Consider the following 21711-nt stretch of genomic DNA (forward strand, 5'->3'; position numbering starts at 1 on the left):
ATTTATTTATGAACGACCTGCTCCCGATCGGGGGCCAAGGAGATACCCATGACGCTGAACACAAAGCGCCGGGCCCTGACGGGTGCCGGCATCGGGCTTGCCATGTCCGTTGCAGCAGCAGCACTGTTTTTCGACCTCCCCACCAGCCGCGATGCAACGGCCGCTTCGACGCCTGCTGAAACACCGGCAATCCCGGTTACCGTCGCCAAGGTGGAAAGCCGCGACGTGATGCGCTGGGAAGAGTTTTCCGGCCGTCTCGAAGCCGTTGACCGGGTGCAGATCCGCTCCCGCGTCGCCGGCCAGATCAAGGCCGTGCATTTCCGCGAAGGCGCGCTGGTGAAGGAAGGCGATCCCCTCTTCACCATCGATCCGGCCCCCTATCAGGCCGCCGTTGCCGGGGCTGAAGGACAGGTCGCCTCGGCTGAAGCCAAGGTCAGCCTTGCGAAAACGGAACTCGACCGTGGCCGCCGGCTTTCCGACAATCGCACCATCTCCCAGAGCGATCTTGACCAGCGTCAAAGCTCGTTTGCGGATGCCGAAGCCCAGCTTCGCGCCGCCCGCGCAGCCCTGACCACGGCTCAGCTCGATCTCGGTTATACCGAAATCCTCGCCCCGGTTTCCGGCCGCGTCGGCCGCATCGAAATCACCGCCGGCAACCTCGTCGCCGCCGGCTCGACCTCGCCGGCGCTGACGACACTGGTATCGGTCAACCCGATCTATGCCAGCTTCAATGCCAGCGAAGGCGTGGTGGCCAAAGCGCTTGCCGAACTGCCGCAGACGGACGGCGCCCTGCCCGCTCTCGAACAGATCCCGGTGGAAATCGGCACGCTTTCGGATGAGGGCACGCCGATCAAGGGCACGCTGCATCTGATCGACAACCAGGTGGATTCGGCAAGCGGCACCATCGGTGTCCGCGCCGTCTTCGAAAATCCGGACGGCAGGCTCATTCCCGGCCAGTTCGTGCGGGTGCGCATGGGTGAACCGAAGCCGGAAAACCGCATCGTCATCAGCGACCGCGCTATCGGCACGGATCAGGACAAGCGTTTCGTCTTCGTGGTCGATGCCGAAAACAAGGTGAGCTACCGCCAGATCAAGCCGGGCGCACCGGCCGATGGCCAGCGCATCATCGAAAGCGGCCTTGCCGCCGGTGATACGATCGTCGTCAACGGCCTGCAGCGCATTCGTCCCGGCGCCACCGTCGCACCGCAGGCGGAAGACAAGGTTGCTGCTTCGCAGTAACCCGCCTCTTTGATCAGTAAGCGTCCCGCCTCCCGCGAGACGCCCCTTCAGACAGAACCGGCCTTCACCGGCGGCAGAATTGCCGCCGGAACGGCCTTCGCATTCCCAAAGACCCGGAGAGGGACTGGATATGAATATTTCCAGATTTTTTGTCGACCGGCCGGTATTCGCTGCCGTGCTTTCGGTCCTGATTGTGGTGGCAGGCCTACTCGGCATGCGCGCCCTGCCGATTTCGGAATATCCCGAAGTCGTTCCGCCATCCGTCGTCGTGCGCGCCACCTATCCCGGCGCGAACCCGACCGTTATTGCCGAAACCGTCGCGACACCGCTGGAAGAACAGATCAACGGCGTCGAGGACATGCTCTATATGGGCAGCCAGGCGACATCCGACGGCGTGCTGACGCTGACCGTGACCTTCAAGCTGGGCACCGATCCTGACAAGGCGCAGCAGCTGGTGCAGAACCGCGTGTCGCAGGCCGAACCGCGCCTGCCGGCGGAAGTGCGCGCCCTCGGCATCACCACCGTCAAGAGCTCGCCCGACTTCATCATGGTCGTCAACCTTGTCTCGAAGACCGACGCCTATGACATCACTTATCTGCGTAACTATGCGACGCTGAACGTCAAGGATCGCCTCGCCCGCATCGAAGGTGTCGGCCAGGTGCAGGTCTTCGGCGCTGGTGACTATTCCATGCGCGTCTGGCTCGACCCGCAGAAGGTGGCCGAGCATGATCTCGCCGCCAGCGACGTTTCCGACGCCATCCGCCAGCAGAACGTGCAGGCCGCAGCTGGCGTCATCGGCGCTTCGCCGAGCCCGAACGGCGTCGACCTGCAACTCAACGTCAATGCCCAGGGCCGTCTGACGACGCCGGAGGAATTCGGCAACATCATCGTCAAGAGCGGCGCGAACGGTGAAATCACCCGCCTGCGCGATGTCGCCCGCATCGAACTCGGTGCGGCCGATTACACATTGCGCTCGCTGCTCGACGGCGAACCCGCCGTGGCTGTCGCCGTGCTTCAGGCCCCCGGCTCCAACGCCATTGAAATCGCCGACAATGTCCGCGCCACGATGGACAATCTGCAGCTGGCAATGCCTGACGGCGTGAAATACGAGATCGTCTACGACACGACGAAATTCGTGCGCTCCTCCATCGAAAAGGTTGTCGATACACTCCTCGAGGCCGTTGGCCTCGTGGTGCTCGTCGTCATCCTCTTCCTGCAGACCTGGCGCGCATCGATCATTCCGCTGATCGCCGTTCCGGTCTCGATCATCGGCACCTTCGCCGTCATGTATGCCTTCGGCTTCTCCATCAACGCGTTGACCCTGTTCGGTCTCGTGCTCGCCATCGGCATCGTGGTGGATGACGCCATCGTTGTCGTCGAAAACGTCGAGCGAAATATCGAAAACGGGCTCTCGCCGCGTGACGCCACCTATAAGGCGATGCGCGAAGTCTCCGGCCCGATCATCGCGATTGCGCTGGTTCTGGTCGCGGTCTTCGTGCCGCTTGCCTTCATCTCCGGCCTGTCCGGCCAGTTCTACCGGCAGTTCGCACTGACCATTGCCATCTCCACCGTCATTTCAGCCATCAACTCGCTGACGCTGTCGCCCGCTCTTGCAGCCTTGCTGCTGAAGGAACACGGCGCACCGAAAGACTGGCTGACCCGCTTCATGGATAAAATCCTCGGCTGGTTCTTCCGCGGCTTCAACCGCGCCTTCGGTGCGGCCTCCAACGGCTACGGCAAGACCGTGGGCGGGCTGGTGACGCGCAAGAGCCTTGTCATGATGGTCTATATGGCGCTGGTGGCCGCCACCTACGGCATGTTCACCACCGTCCCGAGCGGCTTCGTGCCGGCGCAGGACAAGCAGTACCTGATCGGCTTCGCCCAGCTTCCGGACGGCGCAACGCTTGACCGCACGGAAAGCGTCATCAAGCGGATGAGCGACATCGCGCTCGAAACACCTGGCGTCAGCCACGCCATCGCCTTCCCGGGCCTGTCGATCAACGGCTTCACCATCGGCTCCAATTCCGGTATCGTCTTTGCGGTTCTCGATGACTTCGAAAAGCGCAAGACACCGGAACTGTCCGGCGGCGCCATCGCCATGCAGCTGAACCAGAAATATGCGGGCATTCAAGATGCCTTCATCGCCATGTTCCCGCCGCCGCCGGTCAACGGTCTCGGCCAGACGGGCGGCTTCAAGCTGCAGATCGAAGACCGCGCCGGCTACGGCTATCAGACGCTGGATGAAGCGACGAAGGCCGTGATCGGCAAGGCCTATCAAACGCCGGAACTCGCGGGCATCTTCTCCAGCTACCAGATCAACGTGCCGCAGCTCTTCGCCGATCTCGACCGCGCCAAGGCGGAACAGCTGGGCGTTTCCGTCAGCGACGTCTTCCAGACGCTGCAGATCTATCTCGGCTCGCTCTATGTCAACGACTTCAATGCTTTCGGACGGACATACAGCGTGCGGGTTCAGGCGGATTCCCAGTTCCGCGCGCATGCCGAAGATATCGGTCGCCTGAAGGTTCGCTCCGCATCGGGCCAGATGATCCCGCTGTCGACGCTCTTGAAGGTAAATGCGACGACGGGGCCGGAGCGCACCAACCGTTATAACGGCTTCCTTGCGGCCGATATCAACGGCGGTCCGGCACCGGGCTTCTCCTCTGGACAGGCACAGGCGGCGATTGAAAAAATCCTTGCCGAAACCCTGCCCGCAGGCGTCGACTACGAATGGACGGACCTGACCTACCAGCAGATTCTGGCCGGCAATTCCAGCATCGTGGTTTTCCCCTTGGCGCTGCTGCTCGTCTATCTCGTGCTCGCCGCGCAATATGAAAGCCTCACCTTGCCGATTGCGATCATCCTGATCGTCCCGCTCGGTGTGCTTGCGGCCCTCACGGGCGTCTGGCTGACGGGAGGGGATAACAACATCTTTACGCAGATCGGCCTTGTCGTCCTTGTCGGTCTCTCGGCGAAAAACGCGATCCTGATCGTGGAATTCGCCCGGGAGCTGGAATTCGAAGGACGAACACCGCTTCAGGCGGCCATCGAGGCAAGCCGGCTTCGCCTGCGCCCGATCCTGATGACCTCGCTCGCCTTCATCATGGGCGTGGTGCCGCTGGTCGTCTCCACCGGTGCAGGTGCGGAAATGCGTGCGGCCATGGGTGTCGCGGTGTTCTCCGGCATGATCGGCGTAACGTTCTTCGGCATCTTCATGACACCGGTCTTCTACGTGCTGGTGCGCAGGCTGGCGGGCAATCGTCCGCTCATCCAGCACAAGCAGGAAGAACCGGCCAATTCGGACTACAAGCTCGAAAAGGCCGGCTGAGACCGCACTCCCATCCACCGCCACCTTCAAAGCAAGCCCGCCGCGCATCCCCCGATGCGCGGCGTTTTTTATGACACAAAACGTTCATGCGGGTTTTCTGAAATAGAATCAGTTTCAAATACTTACACGGCAACACTAGATAATTTAAGCCGCATCGGAGGCGTCAGAAATGCAATATATCCAGCCATATTGATGAACATCAAAAGAAACAATTCTATTTTATGCTTTGTATTTTGTGGTACTTTTAAAGAACAGGGTGATTCGGACTAAATGATTTAGTTCAGGGGCGACATGATGGAGCAGGACTATGAAAACTGGGCAACGACCGTTGCCTATTCGATAGTGATGCATGAGGGTCTCGATCTCGCGCTTGCCGCGCAGAATCTCGACAGAGGCAAGACCCGAAATAATCGCGAGCGGCTGATGGAAGCCATTCGCACATCGTTGCTTGAAGCGCGCTCGCGCAGCCACATGACGGTGGCGCAACGGGTTTAATCCGGCCTTTTGGCGCCTTTATGCGGCACACCACGCCGCAACGCGATCAGGCCGGCAGCAGGTCGGTCCGCACCGCCGCCTTCAGCGGCAGATGATCCGAGGCGATGCGCGCCAGCGCGCTGTCATGCGCCTCCACCTGCTCGATCAGTCCTTCACGATTGGCGATGATCCTGTCGAGCGCCAGCACCGGCAGGTTGGACGGAAAACTCGGCACCGCCGGCGGCAAAGCGCCAAAAGCATCCCGGAACGTATTGAGCGACGACCCGTTGCCGAGACGCCATTCGTTCAGGTCTCCCATGAGGATGGTCGCGCATTCGTTGCGTGCTTCGAGAAGGCTGATCAACGCTTTCGCCTGCTGGGCGCGGGAATGTCTGAGAAGCCCGAAATGGGCGGCGATGACCCGCAGCGTGCCGCCCCGCTTTAGATCCAGCTCCACGACGAGCGCGCCGCGCGGCTCCAGCCCCGGCAATTTCAGCGTATGCACATCCCTGACCGCGCCTTCCTTGAACAGCACGACATTGCCGTGCCAGCCATGCGCCTTCACGCCGGCCTGCACGGGCACGGGAATGAGGCCGCTTTCCCGCTCCAGCCGCGCGAGATCGAGCAGGCCGGTACGCTCGCCGAAACGGCTGTCCGCTTCCTGAAGGGCGATGATGTCAGCGCCGATTTCCTGAATGACGCGGCTGGTGCGATCGGGATCGAACTTGCGGTCGCGGCCGACACATTTATGCACATTGTAGGAGGCGATGACGGGGAAGGAATGATCTTTCGTCGCTGGCGCCGCATTCTGGCGCTGGCGGCGGTCGCGCAGCGACTGCATGACGAAGGCGGACAGGCTGGTGTTTTTCGTCAAAGCCGTTTTTTCATCATCCAGCAAACCGTTCTTTTTCACGCGTCGATGCCTCCGGTCTCGCGCAGCGCCCTGCCGGACGCACCGCACTCTAAAGATAAGGCGAAGCGAGCCACAGGACACGCTCCACAAAGCGGACAACGAATGGCCGCGCATTCAGTTCGCTGAGCCGCACGGGCAAGGCGGTTGCCCGTGCATCCCGGATGCGTTCGCCGATTGTCGCGGCGAATTCCTCATCCATAACTTCGAGATCGATCTCAAAGTTCAATCGCAGCGAACGCGGATCGAGATTGGAAGAGCCAATGTAGCTCCAGCGCCCGTCGATCACCAGAAGCTTGGAGTGATTGAAAGCCCCCGTCGCCCGCCAGATGCGGCAGTAATTCCTCAACATCTGGTCGAACTGCGCCGTCATCGCCCTGTCCACAAGCACCAGATTGTTGCTTTTCGGCACGATGATATCCACTACGACTCCCCGCCTTGCTGCGGTAATGAGTGCCGAAATAAGCTCCCGATCGGGGAGAAAATAGGGCGACATGATGAGAATGGAGGAGCGCGCGACGGAAAACGCGCCCATCAGCATCTTGTGACTGGTCTCGATGCTTTTATCCGGCCCGGAGGAGCAGACGCGGGCAACGATCTGCGAACCCGGCACACCATCGGGAATGGCGATATCCCAGACGGGCGTGTCCAGCAGTTCCTTCGTCGTGAAACGCCAGTCCTCCGCCGCGATGGAGAAAAAATCCGATACGACCGGCCCGGTGATCTTGAAATGCGTATCGTGCGACTGGCTTTCGCCGCCGAATTCCTGGGTGAACCCCTCGCGGATATTCATGCCGCCGCTGAACGCGATGCGGCCGTCCACCACGAGGATCTTGCGGTGGGTGCGCAGATTGGCATAGGGCAGCCGCAGCCCCATGATGACATTGCCGTTGAAGACGTCGCAGACGATGCCCTTTTCCCTGAGCGTCGGCAGGATGCTCGGCACCGAATAACGCGCGCCCACCGCATCCACCAGCACCCGCACCTCCACGCCGCGGAACTTCGCCCTTTCGAGCGCCGCGACAAAGCGGGCGCCGATCCGGTCATTGTCGAAAATATATGTTTCGAGAATGATCGACCGCTTCGCCTCGTCGATGGCCCCCAGCATGGCGGCATAGGCGGCATCCCCCGTCACCAGCGGCTCTATGCCGTTGCCTGTCGTCAGCGCATGGCGCGTCACCCGGTCGCCCAGCGTCTTCATCGCCTCGAAACGGCGTCCGAAGCGCGCAGCGATCATGTCGCCGCTGGCATCCAGACGCGCCACGCGATCCATGATCTCGTCCTGCATGAAGGACCGCTGCTGCGTGATGTTGGACCGGCGAATGCGGTTGATGCCGGCAATGGCATAGATGACCGCGCCGACGACGGGCGACAGCACGATGACGCCGACCCAACCGAGCGCGGAGCGGACCTCCTCCTTCGTCATCGTGGCATGCACGGCCGCCACGCTTCCCATCAAAATCGAGAGAACGGCAAGGATATGCGGCCAATAGGCAATGACGAGATCGAGCATGGTACAACTATAGAGTACTTCGGCAATCTCGCAATGACAGGCAGGCAGCGCTGGCAGAGACAAAGAACCTGACCGCGCCATGCTTTTGCGGGACAGACCCTTGCGGGATTAACGGTGGAAACCGGCCTTGCGATATGTCATGAGAGCGCATCTTGATCTTTGGGCAGTGGCAGGGCGAGGTGCACTTGCGGGCTTTCTGCCTTGTTTGAAAGCAAGAAGGCCGTGATGCAGGAAAATACACAGGGCGCCGTCATCGTCATTTCCAGCCATGTCATGCGTGGCTCCGTCGGCAATCGCGCTGCAGTCTTTGCGCTGGAGACCCTCGGTTATCCCGTCTGGGCGGTGCCCACCATCGTCATGCCGTGGCATCCCGGCCACGGCCCTTCCACCCGGATGCGCTTTCAGGACGACGATTTCGACAAGGCGATGACCGACCTCGAAAACGCCAAATGGATCGGCGAGGTCAAGGCTGTTCTGACCGGTTATTTCGGTAGTGCGGCGCAGGTTCGCTCCACCGCACGGCTGATCCGCAATCTGAAGGAAAAGAACCCGTCGCTGATTTACGCCTGCGATCCGGTCATGGGCGATCTGGGCGGGCTTTACATTCCGCTCGAGACCGCGGAAGCCATCCGCGATCACCTCATCCCGCTTGCCACTGTCGCCACGCCGAACCGTTATGAACTCGCCTGGATGAGCGGCGCGGAGCTCGAGACCAACAATGCCATCATGGATGCCGCGCTTGCGCTGGGCCCGCCGAAAATGCTGGTCACCTCGGCCGTGCCGATGATGACGGGCGGCACCGGCAATCTTTATCTCAGCGGCCGCCACGCGCTGCTTGCCGAACATCGTGCCATTGAGAATGCGCCGAACGGTCTCGGCGACCTGATGTCGGCGCTGTTCCTCGCCCGCCTGCTGGAAGGCATGGATGACGAAAAGGCGCTGCAGCTCGCGACCGCCAGCGTGTTCGAAATTCTGGCCCGCACCAAAAAACGCGAGATGAACGAACTGACGCTGGAGACGGACTCTTCCAGCCTCTCCACACCCATGGCGATGGTGCAGATGCGTCATCTCTTGCATCCTTCGCGCAGCAAGCGCAAATAGCGGCTAGAGCATTTCCAGGAAAAGTGGCCCTCGGTTTTCCGTCCGGAAATGCGACAAACAAGGAGTTGGAGCGATTTCGCGGTTCGAAGAAAAGCGAAAATGCTCCAAAGGATTGGTCTTCAACGCACCGAGTTCTTTTCTTGATCTCGGTCCAACCACAACGGTACTGCGATAGATGAAAGATTTTCCGGAAAACCTTCTCAACGGCTACAAGAACTTCATGAACGGTCGCTATGTCGACGAGCGCGAAAGATACCGCGTTCTGGCCGACACCGGACAGAAGCCGCAGACCCTGTTCATTGCCTGTTGTGACTCCCGCTCCGCGCCGGAAACCATTTTCGACTGCGGACCGGGAGAGCTTTTCGTCGTCCGCAACGTCGCCAACATGGTGCCGCCTTTCGAGCCCGATGGCCAGTACCACGCCACCTCGGCGGCTATCGAATATGCCGTACAGGTTCTGAAGGTGAAGGATATCGTCGTCATGGGCCACGGCCGCTGCGGCGGCATCCAGGCAGCGCTCGATCCCAATCTCGAGCCGCTGTCGCCCGGCGATTTCATCGGTAAATGGATGAACATGGTCAAGTCGGCCGCCTCGCAAATCCAGAGCAACGACGTGATGACAGCTTCCGAGCGGCAGACGGCGCTGGAACGCGTTTCCATCCGCAACTCCATCGCCAATCTGCGCGGCTTCCCTTTTGTGAAGGCGCAGGAGACGGCCGGTAAGGTGAAGCTGCACGGCGCATGGTTCGATATTTCGACCGGCGAATTGTGGGTGATGGACGGCAAGACGGGTGATTTCCGTCGCCCGGATCTGTGATTGGCAGGTAATAGCTACCGGCCAAATTCAACGCTCGTCACCCCGGACTAGATCCGGGGTCCAGCGCGATCAAGTCCTTGATCGCCAAAGACTCTTTCACGGCGCGGACGCGCCGTGACTGGATGCCGGATCAAGTCCGGCATGACGGAAGTGGGAATTCGCGCGTGGAAAGCAGCCTTATTGGCCGTCAATCGCCTTGCCGATGAACGCGATGGCCTGCTGGTAGACGCTTGCTGCGTTCCAGCCCTGGATGGCGGCGTAGTTTGCCTGTCCCTGCTGGTAGCCTGCACCGCGCTGCCAGCCATGGCCGACGAGGAAGTTCGCGGTGGAAGCCAGCGCATCGGCACGCGAACCGACGAGATCGATACGGCCGTCGCGGTCGAAATCCACGCCGTAACGCACGACGTTCAGCGGCAGGAACTGCGTCTGGCCGATTTCACCATGGGCCGCACCCTTGGCGTTGACGTTGAGCGAACCGCTGCCGACGAGCTTGAGGGCCGCGTAAAGCTGCTCGGTGAAATAATCCGAACGACGGCAATCGAAGGAGAGCGTCGCGACGGCGGAAAGCGTGTGCTGGTTGCCCATGAAGCCGCCAAAGCCGGTTTCCATGCCCCAGATGGCCAGAAGCGGACCGGCCGGCACGCCATAGGCGCGCTCGATGGAAGCAAAGAGAGAAGCGTTGTTCTTCTTCATGGTCTTGCCGCGCGAAATGATCGTCTGACCGCCGCGCTTCTGCATGAACTGTTCGAAGGAAAGCTTGAAGCTGTGCTGGCCGCGGTCTGCGCGGATCGTCGCCTGGTTGTAGGAGACGCCGGAGAAAGCACGGTCGAGCACCGAGGCGCTGACGCCGCGGCCCGCCGCTTCCTGCTTGAAGGCGCCGACCCAGGCATCGAAGCCCGCCGAAGTGTTACCGCATTGCGCAGCCATAACCGGCGTCGCTGCCAGAACCGAAACCATGGCCACACCAGCCAGAATTACCTTCATTGCCCGCATCAAAATCTGCCTTCGATATCCTTTGGGGAATTTTTCCCGAGAACCAAACCGTCAATACTGTATGATTCAGGTGCCAAAACTGTCTTTTGGCGGCCTAAATTGCCTTTCGGCAGCAAGGCCTGCAAATAAACTGGCCGTGATCGTCGCCAATTATGAAACCCGCCTGCCCCACACAGAACAGACGGGTTATACTTAACGAACCTTAAAAAATCGTATCGTGGATCAGGCAGCCGCCTTGCGGGGCTTGATGAAACCACGATTGATCAACAGTTCGGCGATCTGGACGGCGTTGAGAGCCGCACCCTTGCGCAGATTGTCGGAAACAACCCACAGGTTGAGGCCGTTTTCGACCGTCGCATCTTCGCGGATACGCGAGATATAGGTCGCATCCTCACCGGCGGATTCAACCGGGGTGATGTAGCCGCCGTTTTCGCGCTTGTCGATCACGAGGCAACCCGGCGCTTCGCGCAGGATGTCGCGCGCCTGATCGGCGGTGATCTCGTTTTCGAACTCGATATTGACCGATTCCGAATGGCCGATGAAGACCGGAACGCGCACGGCCGTGCAGGTTACCTTGATCTTCGGATCGAGCATCTTCTTGGTTTCGGCCAGAACCTTCCACTCTTCCTTGGTGTAGCCGTCTTCCATGAAGACGTCGATATGCGGAATGACGTTGAAGGCGATGCGCTTGGTGAACTTCTTGGCTTCCACCGGATCAGCGACGAACACGGCGCGGGTCTGCTGGAACAGCTCGTCCATGCCTTCCTTGCCGGCGCCGGACACCGACTGGTAGGTGGAAACGACGACGCGCTTGATCTTGGCGAAGTCATGCAGCGGCTTCAGCGCGACGACGAGCTGTGCCGTGGAGCAATTGGGGTTGGCGATGATGTTCTTCTTGGTGAAGCCCGCAACTGCATCGGCATTGACTTCCGGAACGATCAGCGGAACGTCCTGGTCGTAGCGCCATGCGGACGAGTTGTCGATGACAACGCAGCCCTGCTGACCGATCTTCGGCGACCACTTCTTGGAAACATCGCCGCCGGCCGACATCAGGCAAATATCCGTGTCGGAAAAATCGTAGTTCTCGAGGTTCGAGACCTTCAGCGTGCGGTCGCCATAGGAGACTTCCGTGCCCTGCGAGCGGGCGGAAGCAAGCGGCACGACTTCATCGGCGGGGAAACCGCGTTCGGCCAAGATATTGAGCATTTCGCGACCGACGTTGCCGGTGGCGCCTGCAATTGCAACTTTGAAACCCATGATCAAGCTCTCTTTCTGTCTCTCCTCTTTTTGGTGAGGTGGGAACCCGCATCAGATCGCGGCTTCCTCAATCCCCAGCCAAACCGGGGAGAGAGCGGTGGCCAGAGACGTTAGACGGTTTTAATCGTCGTTTTGGCCGTAATTCGGGTAGAATGAGAAAGGCGCGGATCATCGCCGGCGGATTGTGCCGGTCCTTCCATGACGAACATGTCTGCAACATGCATGCGCAAGGTGATGCTCCTTCTTCGCGAGAAGCTATTAGAAGGTTTCTCGGTTGTGTCAAGAAAAAAGGCGCGTTTGGAGGCGTCTTGCGCAGGCCGTAAAATCGGCCTCGCGACATTTTCGGGACGCCTTGCATTAGACTAAAGTCATAATCCGAAAGCATCGCTCTTATTGCAGTTAATTTTCTGTCACTCTGACACTCCGCGCATTGCACCCTTATGGGGAGTCCGGAGGAGAGAGATGGGCTCGGCAATGCGCCAATTGGGACATCTGTGGAGGACAGACAATGGCAGATATTGCAGCCGTGAGCGGCGCCGCCCGTCCAATGACGGGTGAAGAGAAGAAGGTGATTTTCGCCTCTTCTCTCGGAACAGTCTTCGAATGGTACGATTTTTATCTGTACGGCTCGCTCGCGATCTATATCGGCGCGAACTTCTTCAGCCAATATCCGGAAACGACACGCAACATCTTTGCGCTGCTGGCCTTCGCCGCCGGCTTCCTCGTGCGCCCCTTCGGCGCGCTGGTATTCGGCCGTCTGGGCGACATTGTCGGCCGCAAATATACCTTCCTCATCACCATCCTCATCATGGGTGTGTCCACCTTCCTCGTCGGCGTGCTGCCCGGCGCATCGCAGATCGGCATTGCCGCTCCGATCATCCTGATCGTTCTGCGCATGCTGCAGGGCCTGGCGCTCGGCGGTGAATATGGCGGTGCGGCAACCTATGTTGCCGAACATGCACCGAACGGCCGCAGGGGCTATTACACCTCATGGATCCAGACGACGGCGACGCTTGGCCTGTTCCTGTCGCTGGTGGTCATTCTCGGCGTGCAGTTCGCACTCGGCAAGGAAGCCTTCGCTGCCTGGGGCTGGCGCATTCCCTTCCTCGTCTCCGTTCTGCTGCTCGGCGTATCGGTCTGGATTCGTCTGAAAATGAACGAATCTCCGGCCTTCAAGAAAATGAAGGAAGAAGGCAAGACATCCAAGGCGCCGCTCAGCGAAGCCTTCGGCCAGTGGAAGAACGCAAAGATCGCGCTCATCGCGCTTGTCGGCGCCGTCATCGGCCAGGCCGTTGTCTGGTATACGGGCCAGTTCTACGCGCTGTTCTTCCTGCAGAGCATCCTGAAGGTCGACGGCCAGTCCGCCAACATCATGGTGGCGGCAGCACTCATCCTCGGCACCAGCTTCTTCGTCATCTTCGGCTGGCTTTCCGACAAGATCGGCCGCAAGCCGATCATCATGGCCGGTCTCATCCTTGCCATGCTGACCTACTTCCCGCTGTTCAAGGCACTGACATGGGCCGGCAACCCGGCGCTGGCGCAAGCCCAGTCCACCGTTCGCGCCACCGTGACCGCAGCCCCCGGCGACTGCAAGTTCCAGTTCAACCCGACCGGCACGGCGAAATTCACCACATCCTGCGATATCGCCACCTCGTTCCTGACACGCAACTCCGTGCCTTACGACGTGGTTGCGGGCACAGCCGGCCAGCCGGCCACCGTGAAGATCGGCGATGCCACCATTACCAGCTATGACGCCGTCGCCGCCGGTGCGGATGCGGCAGCCAAGGACAAGGCCTTCCAGAAGCAGGTCAACATGGCGCTTCACGATGGCGGCTACCCGCTGGTGCGCGGCGCGGCGCAGGTGCCGGACGCGAAACTGGATGCCTTCATTGCCGCAAATCCGGAGCTTAACCTCAATGCGGAGGCCGTTCGCGCTGCCGACAAGAAAATGGTCGCGACCGATAAGCTGGTGGCGGACAAGCTGCTGACACCGGCAGAAGCCGCAGGTGCGGCGGAAATGGCCGTCTACACCGTAGCCGGCGGCGGCACCTTCTCCATGGTGGCCGATCCGGCCGCCGTGAACTGGGTCGTCATCATTGCGGTCCTGACCGTCCTCGTCATCTACGTAACGATGGTCTATGGCCCGATCGCCGCCCTGCTGGTCGAACTGTTCCCGACCCGCATCCGCTACTCCGGCATGTCGCTGCCATACCACATCGGTAACGGCTGGTTCGGCGGCCTTTTGCCCGCCACCGCCTTTGCGATGAGCGCGGCGAAGGGCGACATCTATTACGGCCTCTGGTACCCGATCATCTTCGCGGGCATCACGCTGGTCGTCGGCCTGCTGTTCCTGCCGGAAACCAAGGATCGCGATATCCACGCCATGGATTGAGCCATACCCTGTTCGACATTTTCGGAACCCGGCGCTGGAGCGCCGGGTTCTTTTATTGCGCGATACGTCCGCATATCGAACAAGACTGTCGCAGCGGGCTGTCATTCCGTCGCAGGCAAGACAAAATCAATATGGAGACAAAGCCCCCCTGAATAGGTTATGACCCCCCTATATTATCAGGCAGAGGGAGAGCCATTTTGAGAATCGGGACACCTAAGGAATTATATGAGGGCGAGGCGCGCGTCGGCATGACGCCCGACAGCGCCCAGGCATTGCAGAAACTCGGATATGATTGCATTCTTGAAACCGGTGCAGGCAAGGCGGCGGGTTTTTCCGACGACGCCTATCGCGCAGCCGGTGTGACGATCGTCGACAGCGCCGATGCGCTTTACGCCGGTTCCGATATCATCGCCAAGGTTCGTCCGCCGGAAACGTCGGAGATTGATCGCCTGTCTTCGGACAAGACGCTGATCTCGTTCTTCTATCCCGCCCAGAACAAGGACCTTCTGGAGCAGGCGAAGGAAAAGGGCGCAAGTGTCATCGCCATGGACATGGTGCCGCGCATTTCCCGTGCCCAGAAGATGGACGCCCTGTCCTCCATGGCCAATATCGCCGGTTATCGCGCGGTCATCGAGGCCGGCAATAATTTCGGCCGCTTCTTCACCGGCCAGGTCACCGCCGCCGGCAAGGTGCCGCCCGCCAAGGTGCTGGTCATCGGCGCAGGCGTCGCCGGTCTCGCCGCCATCGGCACGGCCACATCGCTCGGCGCCATCACCTATGCCTTCGACGTTCGCCCGGAAGTGGCCGAACAGATCGAATCCATGGGCGCCGAATTCGTCTATCTCGATTTCGCCGACCAGCAGCAGGATGGCGCGGCCACCGGCGGTTATGCCGCCCCCTCCTCGCCGGAATTCCGCGAGAAGCAGCTCGAAAAATTCCGCGAACTCGCGCCGCAGATCGATATCGTCATTACCACGGCGCTCATTCCGGGCCGCGACGCCCCGAAACTGTGGCTCGCCGACATGGTGGCGATGATGAAGCCGGGTTCGGTCATCGTCGACCTGGCCGCCGAACGCGGCGGCAATTGCGACCTCACGGTTCCCGACAGCCGTGTCGTCTCAGAGAATGGCGTCATCGTCATCGGCTATACGGATTTCCCGAGCCGTATGGCCACGCAGGCCTCGACGCTCTATTCCACCAACATCCGCCACATGATGACCGATCTGACGCCTGCAAAGGACGGCAAGCCGGTTCACAACATGGAAGACGACGTCATCCGCGGTGCGACGGTCACCTATCGGGGTGAAATCACTTATCCCCCGCCGCCGCCGAAAATTCAGGCGATTGCCGCGCAGAAGCCGAAGGAAAGAGCAAAAGAACTCACGCCTGAGGAAAAGCACGCCAAGGAACACGCGGACTTCAAGGCGCAGACGAAAAGCCAGGTCGGCCTGCTCGCCGTGGGTACGGCGATCCTGCTTCTGGTGGGCGCTTTCGCGCCGGCAAGCTTCATGAGCCACTTCATCGTTTTCGTGCTGGCCTGCTTCGTCGGTTTCCAGGTCATCTGGAACGTCAGCCACTCGCTGCACACGCCGCTGATGGCGGTGACGAACGCGATCTCCGGCATCGTCATCATCGGCGCATTGCTGCAGATCGGTTCCGGCAACTGGCTGGTGGTGATCCTCGCCTCGCTTTCCGTCCTGATCGCGACGATCAACATCGTCGGCGGTTTCCTCGTGACACGGCGCATGCTCGCCATGTTCCAGAAGTCCTGAGCCGTGTAGGGGACATTCAATGACCATTGGTATCGTTTCCGCGGCCTATGTTGCCGCAGCCGTTCTTTTCATCCTTTCACTTGGTGGCCTTTCCGGACAGGAAAGCGCCAAACGCGCCGTCTGGTACGGCATTGTCGGCATGGGTCTCGCCATCGTCGCCACCGTCTTCGGCCCTGAGATCAGCAAGGGCGTCGGGCAGTGGCTCGTGGTGCTGCTGATGCTGGCGGGCGGCTCCGTTCTCGGCTACTTCGTCGCAAGCCGCGTGCAGATGACCGAAATGCCGCAGCTTGTTGCAGCCCTTCACTCCTTCGTCGGCCTCGCCGCCGTCTTCATCGGCTTCAACGCCCATATCGAGGAAGCGCATGTCGCCTCGCTCGATGAGACCGCGCGTTCGCTGCTGACGGGCTTTTCCGCCATTCTCGCCCACAAGACGCCGGTGGAACTGGCGATCATGAAGGTCGAGGTCTTCCTTGGCGTCTTCATCGGTGCAGTCACCTTCACTGGCTCCGTCGTCGCCTTCGGCAAGCTTGCCGGCAAGGTGGACGGCAAGGCGAAGAAGCTGCCGGGCGGACATTTGCTCAATGCCGGCGCTGCGATCCTGTCGCTGGTGCTGCTCATCATGTATTGCAACGGCGCCGGCGCTTGGACGCTGGTGCTGATGACGCTTGCCGCCTTCTTCATCGGTTATCACCTGATCATGGGCATCGGCGGCGCCGACATGCCTGTCGTCGTTTCGATGCTGAACAGCTATTCCGGCTGGGCGGCCGCGGCAATCGGCTTCACGCTCGGCAACGATCTGCTGATCGTCACCGGTGCGCTGGTCGGCTCCTCGGGTGCCATCCTTTCCTACATTATGTGCAAGGCGATGAACCGCTCTTTCATCTCGGTCATCCTCGGCGGCTTCGGCGGCACGACGGGTCCGGCGATGGAAATCGAGGGCGAGCAGGTGGCGATCGACGCCGAAGGCGTGGCCGCAGCGCTGAATGACGCCGACAGCGTCATCATCGTTCCCGGCTACGGCATGGCGGTGGCGCAGGCGCAGGCCGCGGTCTCCGAACTGACCCGCAAGCTGCGCGCCGACGGAAAGACCGTGCGCTTCGCCATCCACCCGGTCGCAGGCCGTCTTCCCGGCCACATGAACGTGCTGCTGGCCGAGGCCAAGGTGCCTTACGACATCGTGCTGGAAATGGACGAGATCAACGACGACTTCCCCAATACCGACGTCGTCATCGTCATCGGCTCCAACGACATCGTCAATCCGGCCGCCCAGGACGATCCGAACTCGCCGATTGCGGGCATGCCGGTTCTGGAAGTGTGGAAGTCCAAACTGGTCATCGTCTCCAAGCGCGGCCAGGGCACGGGTTACTCCGGTATCGAGAACCCGCTGTTCTACAAGGACAATACCCGCATGTTCTACGGCGACGCCAAGAAGTCGATCAACGATCTTCTGCCGCTGATCAAGTAAATGAAAAGGGCGTTTCCGGGAGGCCGGAAACGCCCTTTCTATAGTCCGAGAGGAAAAACTCCCGCTGGATCAAAGCACCCGGTAACGCCGGTTGAAATACATCAGCGCCTCATCGCCTTCATTGATCTTCATATCCACAACCTCGCAGATCAGAATATCATGCGTGCCGCCGTCATGCGCCTCACGGATGCGGCAGTCGAAAGAGACAAGCGCGTCCTCCAGAACCGGCGCGCCGGTTTCAAGCACACCCCAGCTCCCGGCGGCGAAACGCTCTTCCGCCGGCGTCTTGCCGCCGAAAAGCGTGCTCAGCACCTCGTGATGGGCGGCGAGCGTGTTGACGCAGACGACGCCATTGGCCTTCACCACCCTGTAAGCGGAAGAATTGCGGTTGAGGCAGATAAGAAGGGTGGGCGGATTGTCGGAAACGCTGCAAACCGCCGTCGCTGCAAAGCCTGCACGGCCTGCCGCCCCGTCCGTGGTGACGATATTGACCGCCGCACCGAGCCGCGCCATGGCGTTTCTATAATCGAGGCTGCGCTGCTGTGCAGTCTTCGTCTCCATTTCCGCTTCCTTTTCAAGAGACATCATCTGCATCTAACCCATCCTTCCTTAACAGGCCATCAAGCCAGCACACAGGCGTCTTCGAAGCCAAGGCGGGGCAACCGTCCGAAAAGCTTCGACGGATCGCCATAGCCGAGATTGATCAGGAAATTGGACTTCCACGTCGTGCCTGCGAAAAACGCCGCATCCACCTTGCCTTTGTCGAAACCGGACATCGCCCCGGTATCAAGTCCCAACGAGCGGGCTGCTAGGATGAGATAACCCGCCTGCAAAGTGGCATTGCGGAAGGCCGTTTCCTCGGCCACGGCCGGGCTGGAGGTGAACCACGAACGGGCATCGGCATGCGGAAACAGCATCGGCAGTTTCTCGTAAAATTCGCGGTCGATGGCGGCAATCACGGTGACGGGTGCTGCCATCGTCTTTTCGAGATTGCCCGACGAAAGCGCTGGCCGCAGTTTTTCTTTCGCTTCCTGGCTGCGCACGAACACGAAACGTCCCGGCGAGCAATTGGCTGAGGTCGGACCCATCTTCGTCAGATCGTAAAGCTCTCTCAGCGTCTCGTCGCCGACCGGCTTGTCAGCCCAGCCATTGTGGGTGCGCGCCGCGGTGAAAAGTGCTGCAAGTGCCTTGTCGTCGAGTGCTGTCGTCATTGTCCTAAAAATCCCGTCAGAATGTTCGTGTTGCCGGTAGCAGAAACTGCAAAAGCCGGGCATTGAAAAGGTCAGCTTCAGTAATATTGACCGCATGCGCCCCGAAATCGAGAAGGCAGAGTTCCCCCTGCGGCAAACCCTCAGCGAGACGCACGGAGCGGGTGTAGGGCACCAGGAGATCGTCTTTCGTGCCCACCACCAGAACCGGATTGCCGATCTCGCCGAGGCGACTATCGACGTCAAAGGCCCTCAGTGCCGCGATGCGCCGAAGCACATTCCCCTTGCCCTGAAAATGCGCGACGCCATGGGCATCGTCCCGCGCCAGCCGCTCCTGATGTTCCGACATCCAGGCGGCCGGATAAAGAAACAGCGGCTGGGCTTTCACGAAAGCCTCAACGCCGGATTTCTCCAGAAGCTCGATCCGCACATCAAAGCAGCGCCCGGAATGCGGATCCGCCTTGCTCCAGGCATTGATCAGAACGAGCCTGTCGATAAGGCCGGGCTGGCGCAGCGCGATATCGAGGCCGATCAGACCGCCAAGCGCATGACCCATGAAGTGGAATTTCTCGAGGTTCAGCGCCGAGACGATTTCCAGCACATCATCCGCCATCGCCGATATGCCGCCATCCAGCGGCACCTCGCCGCCGGTCCTGCCGGTTCCGCGATGATCGTAGGTGACAATCCGGAAATGATCGGCAAGGGCTTCGATCTGCGGCGTCCAATAGGCGCCCGATCCGCCCAGCCCCGATGACAGCAGGATGGTGGGCGCCTCAGGATCAGTCCGGCCATGAACCTCGAAATGCATCATCTGCCGTTTCGCCCTATTTGCCGATATGGGCGACGGTGGCGATTTCCACCAGCGCGTCTGGCTTTACGAGGCCGCACTGGATGCAATAACGCGCCGGCTTGTCGCCGGGGAAATATTCGGCATAGACCGTGTTGACGGCCTGGTAATTCGCCCAGTCGGTGATGAAGATATGGTTCATCGTCACGTCCTCCATCGTGCCGCCGGCGGTTTCGATGACGGACTTGATGGTTTCGAGAACATGGCGGGTCTGGGCGCTCGCATCGCCCACATGCACGACATTATTGTCCTTGTCGAAGGGCAGCGTGCCGGAAACGTAAACCACGCCATCGGCAAGGGTTCCCGGCGAAAAGGGAGCGATGGGTTTGCTGGTGCCGGCGGGCACGACGATCTTCTTCGGCATTTCGTTCTCCTCTTGTGGTTGGATATCAAGCGCTGACGGGTGCGGCCTGCGAGATGACGCCGCAGAAATCATTGACGGTGGCGACCCAGCCGAAAAATTTCTCGACATTGTAGACCGTCGCCTGCTGGATATAGTCCGGGCCCAGATGATGCGTGGCATCCTCCAGCATGACCCCGAAATATTCGAGATGGAAGGCATCGCGCAGCGAGCTTTCCACGCAGACATTGGTGGCGATGCCGACAAAAACCAGATTGCGGATGCCGCGGGCGCGCAGCACGCTATCCATATTGGTATTGAAGAAACCGCTGTATCGCGTCTTAGGCACCAGAATATCGGCGGGCTGCGGCTGCAACTCGTCGACAATGGCGTAGTCCCAGGTGCCTTTGGCCAGCAACTGGCCCTGCAGTTCCGGGCGTTTGCGCATGGTCTTCAGCGCATTGGACTTGTGCCAGTTGGGCGAACCTGGCCCGCCCGCCTCGACGTAGTCCTTGTCCCAGCCATTCTGGAAATAGATGACCTGAACGCCTGCCGCCCGCGCCGCATCCAGCGTCTTCTTGATGTTGGCGATGGTGCCCTTGGCCCCGGAAATATCGAAACCGGCCAGATCGACATAACCGCCCTCGGTCGAATAGGCGTTCTGCATGTCGACCACGACAACGGCGGTCTCGCTGGGTTTCAGGGTGATCGGCTCCGGCCTTGCGGGAAGCGTCACACTTTCCGAACGGCTTTCCGGCCCCTTGTAACCCGCCACGACGGCTTCACTCATTCCGCAGCCTCCAGTGCAGCCTGAACATGCGCGCGGCTCTTCATCAGCGGCTGCACATATTTGCCGAATTTCTCGACGCCTTCGAGGAAGTCGTCGAAGGTCAGCATCACGCCGCCCGTTCCCGGCACTTCGCTCATCTCGTCCAGCATCGCCGCCACTTCCTCATAGGAGCCGATCAGCGTTCCCATGTTGATGTTGACCGCCGAGACGGGATTGGACATGTGGCGAACATTGGTGTCGGAGCCGGATTTGGTGTCGACAGCGCTTTGCAGGCCGAGCCACTTGATCGCATCCTCATCTGCACCGGCCTTATAGTGCTCCCATTTCGCCCAGGCATCTTCGGATTTTTCCTCGGCAAGGATCATGGTCAGCACGACGGACTTAACCTCGCGGCCGGTCTTTTCCGTTGCCGCCAGCAGCCGCTCATTGGTGGGTGCGAAGGCCTTCGGCGTATTGACGCCGACGCCGAAGCAGAAGCTGTAATCGGCGAACTTGGCCGAAAACGCCATGCCGGAATTGGAAGAGCCGGCGCAGATGAGTTTGACGTCGCCCTGCGGCACCGGCTTCATGCGGCAATCCTCCATCTGGAAGAACTTGCCCTTGTAGTCCGACTGGCCCTCCGTCAGCAATTCCTTGAGGACTGTCGTATATTCGCCGAGATATTCATAACGATCACCGAAATAATCGTCGCCCGGCCAGAGTCCCATCTGGCTATATTCCGGCCGCTGCCAGCCGGTAATAAGATTGATGCCGAAACGGCCGCCGGAAATGGAGTCGATGGTCGTCGCCATGCGGGCTACGATGGCCGGCGGCATGACCAGCGTTGCGGCCGTGCCGAACAGCTTGATCTTGGAGGTGACAGCGGCAAGGCCCGCCATCAGCGTGAAGGATTCCAGATTATAGTCCCAGAACTCGGTCTTGCCGCCAAAACCGCGCAGCTTGATCATCGAGAGCGCGAAGTCGAAACCATATTGCTCCGCCTTCAAAGTGATGGCCTTGTTCAGGTCGAAACTCGGTTTGTATTGCGGCGCGTTTTCTGACAGCAGCCAACCATTGTTCCCGATCGGGATAAAAACACCAACTTCCATCTTGCTGTTCCCTTTTTTGCATCAGGTGTCTCCTGACTTGGCAAAAGAGTAGCAGGTTCTGTGCCAGACCAAATAAAATAATTTTATCAAATGGATAAAATTTTGGAGGCGAATTATTTTTACCAAAAGATAAAAATTTTATCATTCGATAAAATTATTTGCCTGTTTATTCGGCAAATA

At 60.0% G+C, this 21711-nt stretch carries 18 protein-coding genes; 8 read left to right on the top strand and 10 right to left on the bottom strand.

The window, feature by feature from the left end; translation table 11 throughout:
- Positions 1-48: 48 nt before the first annotated feature.
- The 3 genes from RAC79_RS14225 (at position 49) to RAC79_RS14235 (ending at position 5059) form a co-directional block, all read left to right on the top strand.
- Entirely contained in the window at positions 49-1239 is a 1191-nt protein-coding gene (locus tag RAC79_RS14225; RefSeq protein ID WP_078051656.1) for an efflux RND transporter periplasmic adaptor subunit, read from the top strand.
- 130 nt (positions 1240-1369) lie between these two features.
- Positions 1370-4564: an efflux RND transporter permease subunit gene (locus RAC79_RS14230; RefSeq protein ID WP_142844952.1), complete on the top strand. Its 3195-nt coding sequence runs from the start codon at positions 1370-1372 to the stop codon at positions 4562-4564.
- Between the two features lie 291 nt (positions 4565-4855).
- Entirely contained in the window at positions 4856-5059 is a 204-nt protein-coding gene (locus tag RAC79_RS14235; protein ID WP_065655566.1) for a hypothetical protein, read from the top strand.
- 46 nt (positions 5060-5105) lie between these two features.
- Here RAC79_RS14235 and RAC79_RS14240 read toward each other — a convergent pair whose 3' ends face one another.
- Together RAC79_RS14240 and RAC79_RS14245 are read right to left on the bottom strand one after the other, a co-directional pair.
- Positions 5106-5951, bottom strand: a complete 846-nt coding sequence (locus RAC79_RS14240; RefSeq protein WP_078051654.1) for an endonuclease/exonuclease/phosphatase family protein — start codon at positions 5949-5951, stop codon at positions 5106-5108.
- A gap of 49 nt (positions 5952-6000) precedes the next feature.
- Positions 6001-7461: a phosphatidylserine/phosphatidylglycerophosphate/cardiolipin synthase family protein gene (locus tag RAC79_RS14245; RefSeq protein WP_125145524.1), complete on the bottom strand. Its 1461-nt coding sequence runs from the start codon at positions 7459-7461 to the stop codon at positions 6001-6003.
- A gap of 225 nt (positions 7462-7686) precedes the next feature.
- On the opposite strand from RAC79_RS14245, the gene pdxY reads away from it, so the two are divergent.
- Complete coding sequence (gene pdxY / locus RAC79_RS14250; protein ID WP_078051917.1) at positions 7687-8562, top strand: pyridoxal kinase PdxY; 876 nt, start codon at positions 7687-7689, stop codon at positions 8560-8562.
- A 175-nt stretch (positions 8563-8737) separates the two neighbouring features.
- Positions 8738-9379, top strand: a complete 642-nt coding sequence (locus RAC79_RS14255; protein WP_065655570.1) for a carbonic anhydrase — start codon at positions 8738-8740, stop codon at positions 9377-9379.
- Positions 9380-9556: 177 nt separating this feature from the next.
- Here RAC79_RS14255 and RAC79_RS14260 read toward each other — a convergent pair whose 3' ends face one another.
- Together RAC79_RS14260 and RAC79_RS14265 are read right to left on the bottom strand one after the other, a co-directional pair.
- The gene (locus RAC79_RS14260) at positions 9557-10372 is read right to left on the bottom strand and encodes a lytic transglycosylase domain-containing protein (protein ID WP_003522625.1); all 816 of its coding nucleotides are present in this window, start codon (positions 10370-10372) and stop codon (positions 9557-9559) included.
- 222 nt (positions 10373-10594) lie between these two features.
- Positions 10595-11629, bottom strand: coding sequence for an aspartate-semialdehyde dehydrogenase (locus RAC79_RS14265; protein WP_003522626.1), 1035 nt, complete (start codon positions 11627-11629; stop codon positions 10595-10597).
- A gap of 508 nt (positions 11630-12137) precedes the next feature.
- On the opposite strand from RAC79_RS14265, the gene RAC79_RS14270 reads away from it, so the two are divergent.
- From RAC79_RS14270 to RAC79_RS14280, 3 genes are all read left to right on the top strand, one after another.
- Entirely contained in the window at positions 12138-14021 is a 1884-nt protein-coding gene (locus RAC79_RS14270; protein ID WP_161987856.1) for an MFS transporter, read from the top strand.
- 197 nt (positions 14022-14218) lie between these two features.
- Positions 14219-15793, top strand: a complete 1575-nt coding sequence (locus RAC79_RS14275; RefSeq protein WP_065655573.1) for a Re/Si-specific NAD(P)(+) transhydrogenase subunit alpha — start codon at positions 14219-14221, stop codon at positions 15791-15793.
- A 19-nt stretch (positions 15794-15812) separates the two neighbouring features.
- Positions 15813-17258: an NAD(P)(+) transhydrogenase (Re/Si-specific) subunit beta gene (locus RAC79_RS14280; RefSeq protein ID WP_003522629.1), complete on the top strand. Its 1446-nt coding sequence runs from the start codon at positions 15813-15815 to the stop codon at positions 17256-17258.
- Positions 17259-17327: 69 nt separating this feature from the next.
- Here the strand turns inward: RAC79_RS14280 and rutF are convergent, their stop codons facing one another.
- Genes rutF through rutA form a run of 6 tightly spaced genes read right to left on the bottom strand, consistent with a single transcriptional unit; the run spans position 17328 to position 21531 of the window.
- Positions 17328-17852: an NADH-dependent FMN reductase RutF gene (rutF, locus tag RAC79_RS14285; RefSeq protein ID WP_065655575.1), complete on the bottom strand. Its 525-nt coding sequence runs from the start codon at positions 17850-17852 to the stop codon at positions 17328-17330.
- Between the two features lie 26 nt (positions 17853-17878).
- Positions 17879-18469: a malonic semialdehyde reductase gene (locus RAC79_RS14290; RefSeq protein ID WP_059760057.1), complete on the bottom strand. Its 591-nt coding sequence runs from the start codon at positions 18467-18469 to the stop codon at positions 17879-17881.
- 16 nt (positions 18470-18485) lie between these two features.
- Positions 18486-19277, bottom strand: coding sequence for a pyrimidine utilization protein D (gene rutD / locus RAC79_RS14295; protein ID WP_161987857.1), 792 nt, complete (start codon positions 19275-19277; stop codon positions 18486-18488).
- Positions 19278-19290: 13 nt separating this feature from the next.
- Positions 19291-19677 carry a pyrimidine utilization protein C gene (gene rutC / locus RAC79_RS14300; RefSeq protein WP_003492069.1) on the bottom strand — a complete coding sequence of 129 codons (387 nt, stop codon included), beginning with the start codon at positions 19675-19677 and terminating at the stop codon, positions 19291-19293.
- 25 nt (positions 19678-19702) lie between these two features.
- Positions 19703-20443 carry a pyrimidine utilization protein B gene (gene rutB, locus RAC79_RS14305; RefSeq protein ID WP_142844953.1) on the bottom strand — a complete coding sequence of 247 codons (741 nt, stop codon included), beginning with the start codon at positions 20441-20443 and terminating at the stop codon, positions 19703-19705.
- Positions 20440-21531: a pyrimidine utilization protein A gene (rutA, locus tag RAC79_RS14310; RefSeq protein ID WP_142844954.1), complete on the bottom strand. Its 1092-nt coding sequence runs from the start codon at positions 21529-21531 to the stop codon at positions 20440-20442. The genes rutB and rutA overlap by 4 nt, the downstream gene beginning before the upstream one ends.
- Positions 21532-21711 lie beyond the last annotated feature (180 nt).

It is taken from the genome of Agrobacterium sp. LR_9, from assembly GCF_041954855.1.
In the GTDB taxonomy this organism is placed as follows: domain Bacteria; phylum Pseudomonadota; class Alphaproteobacteria; order Rhizobiales; family Rhizobiaceae; genus Agrobacterium; species Agrobacterium leguminum.

Bases quoted from the DNA above. Each gene is read 5' to 3' on its own strand.
- RAC79_RS14280 (WP_003522629.1), top strand. From the start codon at position 15,813: ATGACCATTGGTATCGTTTCCGCGGCCTATGTTGCCGCAGCCGTTCTT.
- RAC79_RS14230 (WP_142844952.1), top strand. From the start codon at position 1,370: ATGAATATTTCCAGATTTTTTGTCGACCGGCCGGTATTCGCTGCCGTG.
- RAC79_RS14290 (WP_059760057.1), bottom strand. From the start codon at position 18,469: ATGACGACAGCACTCGACGACAAGGCACTTGCAGCACTTTTCACCGCG.
- rutA (WP_142844954.1), bottom strand. From the start codon at position 21,531: ATGGAAGTTGGTGTTTTTATCCCGATCGGGAACAATGGTTGGCTGCTG.
- RAC79_RS14265 (WP_003522626.1), bottom strand. From the start codon at position 11,629: ATGGGTTTCAAAGTTGCAATTGCAGGCGCCACCGGCAACGTCGGTCGC.
- RAC79_RS14225 (WP_078051656.1), top strand. From the start codon at position 49: ATGACGCTGAACACAAAGCGCCGGGCCCTGACGGGTGCCGGCATCGGG.
- rutF (WP_065655575.1), bottom strand. From the start codon at position 17,852: ATGCAGATGATGTCTCTTGAAAAGGAAGCGGAAATGGAGACGAAGACT.
- rutB (WP_142844953.1), bottom strand. From the start codon at position 20,443: ATGAGTGAAGCCGTCGTGGCGGGTTACAAGGGGCCGGAAAGCCGTTCG.
- RAC79_RS14255 (WP_065655570.1), top strand. From the start codon at position 8,738: ATGAAAGATTTTCCGGAAAACCTTCTCAACGGCTACAAGAACTTCATG.
- RAC79_RS14270 (WP_161987856.1), top strand. From the start codon at position 12,138: ATGGCAGATATTGCAGCCGTGAGCGGCGCCGCCCGTCCAATGACGGGT.
- pdxY (WP_078051917.1), top strand. From the start codon at position 7,687: ATGCAGGAAAATACACAGGGCGCCGTCATCGTCATTTCCAGCCATGTC.
- rutC (WP_003492069.1), bottom strand. From the start codon at position 19,677: ATGCCGAAGAAGATCGTCGTGCCCGCCGGCACCAGCAAACCCATCGCT.
- RAC79_RS14245 (WP_125145524.1), bottom strand. From the start codon at position 7,461: ATGCTCGATCTCGTCATTGCCTATTGGCCGCATATCCTTGCCGTTCTC.
- RAC79_RS14260 (WP_003522625.1), bottom strand. From the start codon at position 10,372: ATGCGGGCAATGAAGGTAATTCTGGCTGGTGTGGCCATGGTTTCGGTT.
- RAC79_RS14235 (WP_065655566.1), top strand. From the start codon at position 4,856: ATGATGGAGCAGGACTATGAAAACTGGGCAACGACCGTTGCCTATTCG.
- rutD (WP_161987857.1), bottom strand. From the start codon at position 19,277: ATGATGCATTTCGAGGTTCATGGCCGGACTGATCCTGAGGCGCCCACC.